The sequence below is a fragment of the Bacillus cereus group sp. MYBK139-1 genome (assembly GCF_051916915.1).
GTDB classification, from domain to species: Bacteria; Bacillota; Bacilli; order Bacillales; family Bacillaceae_G; genus Bacillus_A; species Bacillus_A pacificus.
Genome location: NZ_JBQAHO010000001.1, coordinates 398,698 through 412,434, shown reverse-complemented (window position 1 = coordinate 412,434; position 13,737 = coordinate 398,698). Strand labels below are relative to the sequence as shown.

Sequence of the window (13,737 nt, the reverse complement as noted above, 5' to 3'; positions counted from 1 at the left end):
AATTATTTTCGGTACCAGTCATTAATAACTGCTGCCGTTTCTTGACTATGTATTTGATATGCATGCGTACTATTATGAGAACCAATAAACCAAATTGAAAAACCTTTAAAATACGGTTTCGGTTCTAATACATCACGGTAAGCGCGCCATCCGTTTAATTGTATGTCTTTTGAAAATACATTAGAAACATCTGGATTCCACGGATTTTGTAAGCCCAATTCACGCGCTGGAACGTTAAATCCACCAAAGTAAACTGGCTTTCCTGTTGCTTTATGTAATTGTTCTAGTTGTTGAACGACATTTTGTCCACGATTATATACTGTAGTCGCAAATAAATTTTGTCTTACCTCTTCATACGATGGATTTCTTTTCCCTGAAACTTCAAACCAACTATCGATACTAACAATATCCACCTTTTTTAAATACGGACGATTGATTTTCTCTACAAACTTCGCTTCATAAGAAAGATCCCAGCTTGCTGTTAACCACCAATTCATTTGATACAAAACATTTCCTTTATACTGCTGGCGAACAAAATCAATCGTATCGCTCCAGTATCCTTCTGCATATTCCATATTTACAAAATTAGAAGCAATCTTAAGCCCATACACATTGTATTTACTTGTAATCGAGTTAAAGATGTCTTGCAAAATAACCGTTTTCCAATTCCAGAAGAAATCATTAATATTACTCGGATTCCATTCCGTTTCCCCAATATTTCCTTGCTGCATATATGGGAACGGTTCCACAATAACTTGAATATTACGCTTTGATAATTCTCGAATTAAAAGAATAGCCTGTTGCTTTTGCGCTTGATTAATTACCATGTTCGTAGAAGTCACGTTCGGAATATCTACTTGAATTGGTACATTTACTGTATTTAAATTTAAACGCTCTACATCAGCTAACACTTTTGCCACATTTCCAACTTCCCATACCGTTACATTTCCTGATTTGATTTTCCCAGATTGAACAGTATTTACATCGGCCTGTACATTTCCTTGAAAATAAAAAGAAAACAGCATAATAAACACTCCTAAAAAACTTATTAAACTCTTATTTTTCTTCACAACTTCCCCCCTATAATTTTTGGCATTCTTGCTTATTCTATACAATGTTTCACATATATTCCACAAGAATATTTAATGAAATTTCAACAATAAAAATGCTATTCACCCTTTATCCATATCTTATTCAGACTAACCTCCTAAAAATAGTAAGGTAGATAAAAAAGGAGCGTATTTCCGCTCCTTTTTTATCTTTTTACAATTGAAGTTATTTAATTTTTTCTGATACCCTAACCGAATCTATTTTTTCGTATAATTAAATTTTTATACTTAGAAATGTATCAAAAATTTTTTATCTATATTCGCTTTTTGTTTGTATTACTATTACATTTACTTCATTATTCGAGACATAATTATTGCAGTTATCAAGATAATAATAGCGGTTATCAAGCCAGATTCTCCAATCCAAATCTCAGTTTGATATCCTGTACTTGCACGTGCGAAAGGTCCTTGAATAATGGCATTCCAAGTAGTATGGATGATAACCGAAGGCCAAACGCTACCTGTGATAAGTCGTAAATAAGCCGTAATATAACTGAATGGTACAATACAAAAATAGATGCCAAGTACTGAAAAAACGACAGATGGTCCCTCTACATATAAACCAGCCATAACAATTGGAACATGCCACGTTGCCCAAATCAATCCACTAATAAGGATAGGCCGTGAAAACTCTGCATCAACGAGCCTTGTGAGCATATAACCTCGCCAACCCATTTCTTCTCCCAAAACTGGGATTAAGTTAAGCAAACTTCCGAAAATACCGCTCAATACTACTAGATAAATGAAACTGAATGGTGCCGTTACATACTGAAGCCCAAGTAAATTGTAGATCGGTTCTAACATACCACCTTCGGGATGCTGAAACCCTGCAATTCCGCTCAACCAGGCGATAGAATAAGTAATTCCACAAATAATCATAGGTATTAGCAGAGCAAGACCAATCCCCTTCCATATCTTTAAGTTACCGAGACTAAAAGATACATCTTTAAATCCTTCTTTCAGTATTATGCGAGTCAAAATAGAAGAAAATGCTGGAGTAAACATATATACCACAATAAGCGGCATACTTTTCGTAATTATTACTACTACATTTAGAATAATAGAAGTAATGATTAAGATACTCAAAAAGAGTTGAAGTCCTATTTTAGCACGTTGGATTTTATCTTTATTATAGAACGATTTTGCGTGTAATATCATTGTAATCCGCCCTTTCCCTTTCATTCACTTGTTTATCGAATGTACTTTTTTCATTTCAAAAGACACAACTTAGAATAAAAATATTTTGGTATACAGATCATTCATCGTTAAAATCCCTCCCAAACTTATAATCTAGTCTTACTTGCGACTCATCAATGGAATTATTATTTATAAGTTGTCATAGCCGGTAGTACAAAAGTGTAATGATTATTCTATGACTTGTGTCAATTAACCTTATGACAATATGTAACTAGAAAATATGATATGAGCTAGCTAACAATTGAATTAAGGCAATTGATTCGTGCAAGTACATGAATCAATCTTGCTTTTACAAATAATTCAATTGAGGTGGAGAAAATGAATAAGAAAAGAATCATTGCAATGGTTAGTACAGCTTTATTAGTCACAGGATGTGTGGAAGTAGGAAACGCTCAAACAGTAGCAGTCGAAAATTCAGGTCAATCAATCCAAAAAAATATAGTTAAATCAATACAATCACAGGCTTACCCGTTAAAAACGATAGACCCATCAAAATCATTTGAGGATTTAAAACCACTTAAGAAAATGATTGGGAACGCACAATATGTAGGATTAGGAGAGAATACTCATGGAAGCTCTGAAATTTTCACTATGAAGTTTCGCCTTGTGAAATATTTGGTTACTGAGATGGGTTTTACAAATTTCACAATGGAAGAAGATTGGGGAAATGGCTTAAAGCTAAATGAATATATCCAAACAGGAAAAGGAAACCCTAGGGATTTTTTAAACTTGTTATATCCTACTGATGAAATTTTAGCCATGATTGAGTGGATGAAAGATTATAATGCTAATCCATCCAATACAAAAAAGATCCAATTTATCGGGCTCGACTTAAAGGAGTTGGACCAAGGTTGTTTTAATAAAGTAATTGATTATGTAAAACTGCATCGACCAGATTTGTTGGCAGAAGTAGAAGAAAATTATAAAGAATTGTCGGCTTTTCATGGAAGTACAAAGGAATATATGGACCTTGCTCCTGAAATAAAAGAAAAGTTCAAAGCAAACGCTGAGAGAGTAGCTCGATTACTAAAAGATGAGAATGGGCAAGCCAACACAGAAATAGTTTCATCCGAGTACATCTGGGCGAAAGCAACGGCAATTGCAATAGAGAAATTTACCACAATGCTAATTCCTAACGACTATCCAAGTATGTTAAAGCTGCATGAGCAATACTTGACCGATCATGCAATGTGGGCACAAGAGACATTAGGTGGTAAAACGATGGTATGGGGACACAATATTCATATAGCTAAAGGAATTATCGATGAGGAATTATACCCTTATGTTGCGGGGCAATTTTTGAAGGAACGTTTAGACAATAATTATGTCACAATTGGTAGTACAACTACGGAGGGAAATTTCACCTTATACAATGACACCGGAGATAAGATTATAACGAATCCGATTCCACAAGATATAAATAGTTTCAATTATACCCTAGGAAAAGTACCATATAAAATGTTTTTATTGGATAACCGTCACCTTAAAGGACCAGCAGATAAATGGGTTAAAGCAAAACGACCATTACTAAGTATAGGGGCACGACTCTTACCGAACGACTCGGCATACTTTAATAAGTCATTGCTTGAGCAATTTGATATTATTTTTCACATTCGAAAAACAAGTCCATCTCATATTAAATAAAAGTATAAAACAATCCCGTTCTTGCAGATGTAAGAACGGGATTGTTTTATGGAGATTCATATAAGCACCTTTTTTAACTAGAAGTAGGTTACTCTCCCCTTTTTTGCATCATTTAAAAATATCATATGACATTTTTACACTAGTGAGAATGACAAAAAAAGCAGTACAATTCGGTTATTACATAGATAGGAGCGAGAACTTTATGAAATCAAGATTCATCCAGAATGGTTATTTTTTATTGCTAACTTTCGTTACAGGATTGTTTTATTTTTGTTTTTATCTAATAGCTCTGCTATTTAGCTTCACCCTTTCATTTACGGTAGTTGGGATTCCACTAGTTATACGCGTACTACAGACTACCACACCCTTTGTCCAATTCGAGCGCATACAGACAAAAATTTATACAGATATTTCAACAGACTCTTACGATAGAAGTATAACAATGGATACATCGAACTGGGCTCAAGTGAAATTAGTGCTTACAGATCGTCACACTTGGTCTGCTGTCTTTTGGTTAATGCAGAAATTAGTGATTGGCATTTTCAGTCTCATTAGTGCAATCATTTTTTATGTAATGCCACTTATGTTGCTGTTGGCACCACTACTGTATCAATACATCGAAATGAATATTATATTCATACAAATAGATACTTTTGCTAAGTCACTCTTTGTAATGTTTATGGGTATAGTATTTACCGCCATAAGTATTAGAATAGTAGATTGTTTAACAAAGAGAATTGGAGGCTATACACGTAGCATGATTCGGCAACTAAATCGATAGAAGTTTGTCCTCTGTGAGAGGATTGCAGCGTAAAATTAAAAAGTATAACAATGTATGAAGGATTAATTTATAATATAGGAAGTAAAAAGGTAGGCTACTTAGGGGGTAAATAACTTGTTAGATATGGTTAAGTATTGGTTTTGGTACGATTGGATTATGTTAGGAGTCCGTATACTTGTTAGTGTCTCTATCGCCATAACCACATTAGATTTTCAGGATAGTTTAACATTGCCACTTTGGATTATTATTCTTTGGGAAATTATTGCTTTCTCTGTTCCATGGGTAGCCTTACTATTCAATTATAAATATTATTTGTTCACAGACATACTGCTATATGGTGGACTATGTATATATTTAACCTCATTATTTCCGGAAGCTTACAACACATTTCTTATATCGGTGTTTCTAATTGCTGCGAATAGTAAACATTTATCCTATTATTGGACAGCTCCAATAACAGTTTTTATAACAACTGGAATTTTCTATGCGGTTGCGCCAAGTAATAACTATTGGATTATGGTTACCTACTATGGACTTGCTTACGTAATGGGCTTTGCTTTCCATTTATTAATCGTCAATCATAAGCAAAATGAAGCGATTCGTAAACAAAACGCGGTACTTGAGCAATATATGTCTCAGATTGAACGTATTACACTGGCCGAGGAACGGAACAGACTGTCGAGCGAGCTTCATGATACAGTTGGTCACGCTTATACTTCTATTATTATGGGGATGGAAACGTTGCGTACCGAACTTGCTACTGAAATGGGGATACAGAGGCTAGATTCTCTGCTTGAAATGGGACGGAAAAGCATCGAGGACGTGAGAGGTTACCTACATCAAATGGATTCTCCGTGTCAATCGCCTTCCTTAATTCAATCTCTCCAAAATCTTGGAGCCGAATTTCAAGAGCACGCTCAGGTTAATGTAAGTTTTAGGACATTCGGAGAGGAATATCAACTATCTCGGCAAGCGAAGATCGCATTCATTCGTTGCTTACAAGAGTCCCTTACGAATGCAGTACGTCATGGTCAGGGGACTGAAATTATAGTTTCATTGCAATTTGACGAACAATATACGAGGTTAGAAGTTCAAGATAATGGAAAAGGAAATGTAGAATGGCAAGAAGGCTTCGGTATGAATGCGATGAAAGAACGGGCAATGAACTTGCAAGGTCATTTGTCCGTATATACAAAACCAGAGGAAGGAATGCTTGTTACTTGTACCATACCGCGACAAACTGAAATAAAAGATGGACTTATTCGTTTATTAATTGTAGACGATCAGCCATTTGTCCGGGAAAGTTTGAAGACACTACTCGATAGATATGAAGATTTAAATGTAGTCGGTTTGGCTGAGGATGGCAATCAAGCCATCGATTTGTGTGGACGCCTTCAACCTCATGTTATACTTATGGATTTAGATATGCAGCACATGGATGGAGTCGAAGCAACCAAAAAGATTAAGCAACAATGGCCACATATCCGCGTATTGATTTTCACAACGTTTCAGGATACCAAACAGGCGTTGGAATCACTTCGCAACGGTGCGGATGGTTTTTTACTCAAATCTATTGAAACGTTGGAGCTAGCTAATACGATCCGACTTATTCACAAAGGTGGGACACTGATTGATCAGGGGATGTCTCACAAAATATTTGAGAAGTTTGATGAGCCAAAAGAGACATCACAATCAAAAGCAATCGCTTATGAGCTAACAGCTAGGGAGATAGAAATATTGAAACTAGTAGCAAAAGGACTTCGATACACTACCATAGCATCCAGATTATATTTATCGAGTGGTACGGTCAGAAATTATGCTTCCACTGCTTATACAAAGCTGGGAGTCCGTAACAAAGAAGAAGCTGTTCAAAAGGCTCTAGAAATTGGAATTATTGAATAACAAAATGTTTTGCGGTGTATAAAAATGAGCAACAAAGAAAAAGAATGCTTTGTGTGGTTTGCTTTGTAACAGAGTAAATAAAGCTCCTTATCGTATAAGTAAATGTTAAAACACTTACTGTTTTGGAATAATAAAATTATTTAATCTTATTCTCTAAAATACAAAAGCCTACTATCAATTTAACTGATAGTAGGCTTTTAAAATTATTTAAGGACTGGGTTATGTTCTAATTTAACATTTTTCATCAGTGGAAATATGATCACTTCGGCTCTAAATTTAACACTTTTCCCTCTATCCCCTCCGTATTCAATGTAGTCGTATGATACGTGCCATTTACCCAATCATCTATTTGATCATGATACCAATCACTTCTAAAATGTCCTGATTGTCCTGGCCCTACAATATGATAACCGTTTGACATATCTTTCGTATCAATGACGAATCGCCAAGAAGCTCCGTGATTGACGATACCGTTATCGCCGTAGCTCGCTGCTTGAACAGTAACTTGGCTTCCACCAATTGGAACTGGTTTTTCGCGATTAAATGCAAGTAATGCTAACATACTAGATGATTTGGAGATTGGATGTGTAAAAGCAAGTTGATGGTAATCGCCCCACTTCCACTCCGTAACATCTGGTCCATATTCCTTCTGTAATTTCTTCATTACATTCTCGTACGATGTATGCACAACTTTTGTGAAGCCTCCGTACTTCATAAACCAAGCGCTCTTCTCTCCTGCTACTTCTTTTCGAATTAATTCATCAACAACTTGTGCCTTTCCTTCAAATAACTCCATCACATCTTTCGGTATTTCTTTTGAAAATAACGTATTTGAAATCTCTTTCATTAATAGATGGAATATTAACGGTGCCGATTCATCTTTACTATCGTAAAAATTCCACTTCGTTAATTGTTTTACGCCCTCTTTCTCTACTTCATTTAAAGATGCTTTATTTAACTCTTTTAAAAATATAGGAGCAAACTCTTTCCCATATAAATTTTTTTGATCCATCTGTAACTCTTCTAAATCTTTCACCGTATACTTTTCCTTCTCTTGTAAAAACTCTTGAATACGCATTTGCCTATATGGCTGTGCCCACGTATTACTAATATGGTACGGATAATGATCATCAACAATTTTATTATTCGCAGTAGAAATAAACCCTTGTTTTGGATTGATTACTTTTGGAAGTTGATCATATGGGATATACCCTTCCCATTCATATTCATCTGTCCATCCTGGCACTGGTAGACTACCATCACCTTTTTTACGCACTGGTATATTTCCATTTGCTTTATAAGCAATTGTGCCATCATTTGATGCAAATACAAAGTTTTGAGTTGGTGTATGAAAATCTTGAAGAGCCGTTTCAAACTCATTCCAGTCTTTCGCCTGATTCATATTTAATACAGCCTTTAATTCAGCGGAAGGCTCCAAAGCAGTCCACTTTAAAGCAAATACTGTTTTCGTTTTCTCTTTCCCTTTATCCGCAAACTCTGAAATGACTGGACCGTGCCTCGTAACCGTAACATTATACGGTATTGTCTTTCCGCCTTTTACTTTAATAGATTCATCCAGAACAGTCGCTTTTTCCCATTTATCGTTATATAGAAATTCGTTTTCATTATTAGGATTTCGCTTTTCAATATATAAATCTTGTACATCAGGACCGGTATTCGTAACGCCCCATGCTATTTTGTCATTGTGCCCTAATATAACACCTGGTACTCCAGCGAAAATAACGCCACTCACATTCAAATCTTTCATTTCAAGTTTTGATTGATACCAAATAGAAGGCGTGGCAAGAGATAAATGAGGATCATCCGCTAACATCGGCTTACCAGACGCACTCTTCTCACCGCTTATGACCCAGTTATTACTACCATTAAACTCTGGCGGAATAATCGTTTTTGCAAAACTTTGTGCTACGTCTACATTTGTATTTTTTAGTTCAGCTAGCAATCTAGGCGCATCTTTCGGATATGTAGGAAATAACTCATTTGCTTGCTCTTTCGGCAGATTTTTCAGCGCCCAATATCGAAATGCCTGTCCGTGCCAATGTCCCCCTAAATCAAACGCCATATACTTTCCAATCGTTAACGTATCCACAATGGACCATTCAGCAGGTTCATAGCCTAATATAGTAAACTCAACTGGCAATTTCTTTTCCTCTTTTGCCTCGCGTATAAAGGCATTCACCCCATCAGCAAATGACTGCAGAGCATATTTCGCTTCTCCATCATATTGATTAACAGACGCTTCGGCTGCTCGCCGTAAACCGAGCGTTCGAAACAACTTATCTCGATCAATAGCTGCTTCCCCAACAACTTCGCTTAACATCCCAGAAGCTTGCCTTCTACTTAAATCCATTTGAAATAACCGATCTTGTGCTTGTACATACCCTTGCGAAAAATATAAATCATGTGCGTTTTCCGCTTTAATATGCGGTACACCTTTACTATCTCGCTTTATCGTAACAGCACGTTGTAAATCCTCTAGCTTTATCGTTCCATCTATCTTTGGCACAGATCTAAGCGTATATATGTTCAAAAAAATCGCTGTACATATAACTAACAAAAGGACGATACTACTAGACCAAATAAAAATTCTCTTACCACGAGTTCGTTTCTTTTTTATAACAACTTCCATATAACCCCCTCCTTCCTCAAACTATTCGCTTTTATTTACGGAAGAACCTTTTAGAAAAGCTGAAAAACCCCTTCATTTTCCTACAAATGAAGGGGAATTTTTATCGTTTGTTACGCCAGCTTTCATTATGACCAAGATTTGAATCGGTCGCTAATTGTACATCATATAATATTTCACTAAAGAAATACTTATCTACTTCTTTTGGCACAATGCGTCTTTCATCATCAATTTCATCGTATTCATATGAACCACGATTCACTGTACCTGCTTTATAAAATTCAATGTCATACACACATATATCTTCTTCGTCTTCATAGCCAACTGGTGCTCCGCTAAATGACAGTTGTGCCCCTAATCCAGTGCGAGTATCTTCTTTATAAAACGTATAATACACACCGCCATCTTGAACTGATCCGCGAATCCATCCAAGTTTCGTCATCTTACCGAATAACGAGCGACCATTCAATAAAATACCACCAAATCTCTCAACAGTAACCTTATCATCTTCCTCTACTACAAACACAGGACGTTCAATTTGTAGAAATGGCTGGACAATTTTCGAATGTTCCAGTTGCTCTTTCCACATTTCCTTTTCCGTTTCGGATAATTCTAACGGATGAATGAAACCAATCACGGTTCCAGACGAAAATTCATGATTCTCTCCTATCATTGAATAAAACGTACCATCCTCCGCATAACGGAACATTTTCAGTAACTTCCCTTCTGTATATTCACCCCAAATAAGTGAAGTTACAAATTGCTTCATAATTGGATTCTCTAGAAATACCGACTTCCAGGAGTAATATGACCAATAGCGCTTTCTTGATAGAGCAGCTTCCAAACGTTGTTTCTGCATGGAAAGAGCACTTCGAAGCTCTTTCTTTAAAGTGGATACCTCTCTCTTAGCTAATTCAGCTTTTTCTATATCATCTTTTGCATTCGGCTTTGGAAGTGACTTCATACGTTTCCCTTCTTCTGTCTCTAATTCAATTTTTGACTCTGCAGTTAATATGGCCGTAAAACATCTATTCCCAAAATCAATCTCTTTCTCACCACGTATATTGAAACCAAGATTTGGTACCAGTTGATCTTCCAGCTCCTCTTCCGTTATACCACGTGTTTTTGCAGCGAGACTTAGTGCTTCTTTTGCCGCATTACGCACTTGTTTATGTTTATATTTAAAGGCCATTGCATGAATAGACATAAGTGCAAGCTTAGATGAGGACAAGCCTAAAGCCCGAACAGCATCAGCTGCAATTTTCCCTCGCATATCGAGCACCCATTCATCAATTTGCTTTTTCAGTATACCGACCATTTTGTCATCACTATATATTCCATATAACGAAAGAATACCGCGTTTCTTCACATCTGCATCTTGAGAAATCCATGTTTGATATATTTCTTGCACACATTCTTTCAAGTCCTGTTCATTTAAAGTACTCCCAATCGCTTCAGCTGCCTCTTTCTTCTCGATAACAGAATCTGAAATGTACTGCTGCAAATAAGCTAATGGAATTGTAGCATCGGCAATTTCATTAGAATGACGAAGACGGATTTGTGGTTCATCCCCAATCAATTGCATAAGTGAATTTCTTTTTTGTTCCGTTACGATACGTCCACAAAGTTCTTCTATACTTTCTGAGTTTCTCTCCGTTTCAAGTAACGGAGCAAACTTCTCAACAAAAGAGGCATTCTTCTTATCTTGCAAAGCTTCCTGTACAAGTTCTGTATATTTTTCAATCTTATACTCTATAAGCAGTTTCATCACATTTTCACGAACAATTTTCTTTTTATTATGAAGTTCCAGCGCTACATCCTCTGCAGCTTCTACATCTCTTGAAAGAAGTTTAACTACAGACTCACGCATTTTTTTAGATGAATCCCCTAAAGTTTTAATTAAAATGGGACGCATTTTAATCATATTATCCTTTGCTAACACTTCTAAAATATATGCTTTGGCAACAGCAGAATACTCATCAAACCGTTCAATTATGTACGCTTGTTCTTTTACAATGACATGAACAAGCGCTTCCTTCGCCTCATTTCTCTCTTCACTGTAGCATGCAGCTTGTTCAACTGCATAGGCAATCAACTTTTCCTTACTTAACCCATACGAAAGAAGTTCTTCTAATACTTGTTTCGGTTCTATCCCTCTGACAGAGCATTCGTAAAGAAGTTCGTATAAATTAACACTATATTCATCTCCGAATTGTAGTGTAAGTACAGCTTCCCTTTTTGCTACATCATCTATATCCCAAAGGAGTGCAACCTCTAACACCGGCATACCCCAATACATACTTCTATATTTCGGACTTTTAAGTATGTGCTTCATATCCTCAAGTGACACTTTCCCTAGTAAATAATTACAATATGTATCACGTATTGTAGACAATTTAATTTGCAAAGCAGCAACAAAAAATTCTTCTCGCATTTTTCCTCTATTTAGCTCATGTCCTTTTTCAGCTAACGTTCGCGCGATAATAAGATAATTCATTTTACTTACATATTGCAAAGTGCGTTGAACAAATTCCGGATTTTCTTCCAACATGAAGCAAAGCAATTCATATTCATACGTCTTACAAAAGTCTTCACTATTCAAATTATGTTGCCTTAGGCGGTGCGCAAAAAACCTTTCCTCAGCTATCCAAAACTGTTTACAAAAACTTTGAATTTCTTCATACGTTTTCTTATTTACACTACCTGTTCTTTTGTAGTTTTGAGGCTGGCCAAGAGCATGACACATATAGCGCGTAGCATAATTCATAAACCCCCACACGTTTTTCTTTGCTAATATTTCCACATATCGCCTCGCAACGTTTGAATACTTATGAACATGAAATAACAGTCGCCAAATATAGTCCGGTAAATTTCCACCTAAAAATAATTCCCTATCACTTTCACCTTTTATATATCTTTCAGTTGCTTCAATCTTTTCTTTTTCCCCATTCAAATTCAAAATAAATTCAGCATGTTCTTTTAATCTCTCTTCCAATAAAGAGCTATACGTATGGAACCTCTCATAATCTACTTCAAACATTACGAGAAGTAGTGATAGTTGTTGCTTATTGAGTAAAGTATGTAATTGTCTCTCTATATAGTTCGGATCCTCTTTTGTCAACTCTTTTAGAAAACTATACGCCTCATTCACATAACTAGAGATATTAGTTAAATATTTACATGCAATTACTACAAGTTGATCCAATGGAAGTGTACTTTTTTCTAAATAAACCTTCATATTAGAAAAATCCACATATTTAAACCTTATTATAAGAACATTTAACAACTGCTCCCCTAATAAATAATAGAATAATCGTAAGAAAGCTGGATCTTGCTTATGCACTTTTCTAAAATCATTTATAAATCGCTCAGCAAAATCGCCTCTTCTTTGATCTCGAAGTGTCGTTAATTGAATATCTTTCAAAATCTCTTCTTCTTTTGTTTGTAAATATAGCAGTGATAATTGTTCCTGTTCTTCTGTCATATGAATATATTGAAACAGCTGAGCTGTATTTGTAGTCAAACTTTGTTCCCCCGCATCTTTTTATCTATTATGAAAACACCCTTATTTAATGGTAGTATAGCATAAAACTCACCAAAACGAACATACATTCTATATTAAATTAATGTAAATTAAAACACACTACTCAAAACACTTCTCCTTCTCTCTAAACTACCCATTACACACTTCTCTCCAACATATTCGCTACACCAATTCCTCAAAATCCCCTTCACATAAGCAAACGTTCGCTTATTCTGTTCAAATGCAATTTTAAGTGCCTCTAATACTCTTTCTCCTGAAACTTTTCGTATCCACTTCTTCAATTCCTTCACGACATATGGGGATAAACTACTTATATTTTGTTCGTAAAATTTGTAAACTTCACTATGTTGAGTATCCTCTTCCACTTCCATATCTTCTATTTCTTCAACAACTTCTTGTAAACTACTAGTATCCTCTTCCTCTGGCATACCAAAATACTGCAATAACAATGGAATCTTCCATTCTTCTTCCAGACATGTACGTAAAAACATATGTATAAATTCTTTATTTTTAACAGCCTTTAACTCACGTAACACACATTTTTCTACATTCGTATTTAAAATAGGATTATAGTGTAGCCAATTTATTATATATAACTCTTTCGTTTCCGCATCGTATAAAATCTTTCCGTATTCAACAAACCTATTTAATAACTTCTCAACAGTCTCCATATTGTAGCCTGTTTCAAGTTCTGCCACACGCTTCGGTAATACGTAAATTCCACATTGCTTCGTTTTCGTACTAGTTAACAAATATATGTAAAAATAACGCTCCTCTGGCGTTAAATCTAATATGAATTCATCTTGCCAAAAGTTCACCTGCACATTACGGTACACAGCCATATGTTTTCCTCCTCCTTTTATTTTTAAAAAGGCAGAATTCAATCCTTCAATATACATATAGGAATAAAGGG

Annotated in this window: 8 protein-coding genes; 3 read left to right on the top strand and 5 right to left on the bottom strand. The window is 35.6% G+C overall.

Going from position 1 to position 13,737, the window contains the following annotated elements; translation table 11 throughout:
* Window positions 1-2 precede the first annotated feature (2 nt).
* A complete protein-coding gene (locus ACTFRS_RS02115; protein ID WP_242293968.1) occupies window positions 3-1,070 on the bottom strand; it encodes a glycoside hydrolase family 113 in 1,068 nt (355 codons plus the stop codon).
* Window positions 1,071-1,397: 327 nt separating this feature from the next.
* On the bottom strand, window positions 1,398-2,267 hold the full coding sequence (locus tag ACTFRS_RS02110) for a CPBP family glutamic-type intramembrane protease (protein WP_440024388.1): 870 nt from the start codon (window positions 2,265-2,267) through the stop codon (window positions 1,398-1,400).
* A gap of 357 nt (window positions 2,268-2,624) precedes the next feature.
* On the opposite strand from ACTFRS_RS02110, the gene ACTFRS_RS02105 reads away from it, so the two are divergent.
* From ACTFRS_RS02105 to ACTFRS_RS02095, 3 genes are all read left to right on the top strand, one after another.
* Window positions 2,625-3,950, top strand: coding sequence for an erythromycin esterase family protein (locus ACTFRS_RS02105; RefSeq protein ID WP_242293967.1), 1,326 nt, complete (start codon window positions 2,625-2,627; stop codon window positions 3,948-3,950).
* A gap of 202 nt (window positions 3,951-4,152) precedes the next feature.
* Complete coding sequence (locus ACTFRS_RS02100; protein ID WP_242293966.1) at window positions 4,153-4,731, top strand: sensor domain-containing protein; 579 nt, start codon at window positions 4,153-4,155, stop codon at window positions 4,729-4,731.
* Between the two features lie 114 nt (window positions 4,732-4,845).
* On the top strand, window positions 4,846-6,633 hold the full coding sequence (locus ACTFRS_RS02095; RefSeq protein ID WP_139866116.1) for a helix-turn-helix transcriptional regulator: 1,788 nt from the start codon (window positions 4,846-4,848) through the stop codon (window positions 6,631-6,633).
* A gap of 259 nt (window positions 6,634-6,892) precedes the next feature.
* On the opposite strand, the gene ACTFRS_RS02090 is transcribed toward ACTFRS_RS02095, so the two are convergent.
* The 3 genes from ACTFRS_RS02090 to ACTFRS_RS02080 form a co-directional block, all read right to left on the bottom strand.
* Window positions 6,893-9,283 carry a penicillin acylase family protein gene (locus tag ACTFRS_RS02090; RefSeq protein ID WP_242293964.1) on the bottom strand — a complete coding sequence of 797 codons (2,391 nt, stop codon included), beginning with the start codon at window positions 9,281-9,283 and terminating at the stop codon, window positions 6,893-6,895.
* A gap of 100 nt (window positions 9,284-9,383) precedes the next feature.
* Window positions 9,384-12,803: a DUF4132 domain-containing protein gene (locus tag ACTFRS_RS02085; RefSeq protein ID WP_242293963.1), complete on the bottom strand. Its 3,420-nt coding sequence runs from the start codon at window positions 12,801-12,803 to the stop codon at window positions 9,384-9,386.
* Between the two features lie 110 nt (window positions 12,804-12,913).
* On the bottom strand, window positions 12,914-13,666 hold the full coding sequence (locus ACTFRS_RS02080; RefSeq protein ID WP_242293962.1) for a DnaD domain-containing protein: 753 nt from the start codon (window positions 13,664-13,666) through the stop codon (window positions 12,914-12,916).
* Window positions 13,667-13,737: the final 71 nt, after the last annotated feature.

Bases quoted from the DNA above. Each gene is read 5' to 3' on its own strand.
- ACTFRS_RS02110 (WP_440024388.1), bottom strand. From the start codon at position 2,267: ATGATATTACACGCAAAATCGTTCTATAATAAAGATAAAATCCAACGT.
- ACTFRS_RS02105 (WP_242293967.1), top strand. From the start codon at position 2,625: ATGAATAAGAAAAGAATCATTGCAATGGTTAGTACAGCTTTATTAGTC.
- ACTFRS_RS02100 (WP_242293966.1), top strand. From the start codon at position 4,153: ATGAAATCAAGATTCATCCAGAATGGTTATTTTTTATTGCTAACTTTC.
- ACTFRS_RS02090 (WP_242293964.1), bottom strand. From the start codon at position 9,283: ATGGAAGTTGTTATAAAAAAGAAACGAACTCGTGGTAAGAGAATTTTT.
- ACTFRS_RS02080 (WP_242293962.1), bottom strand. From the start codon at position 13,666: ATGGCTGTGTACCGTAATGTGCAGGTGAACTTTTGGCAAGATGAATTC.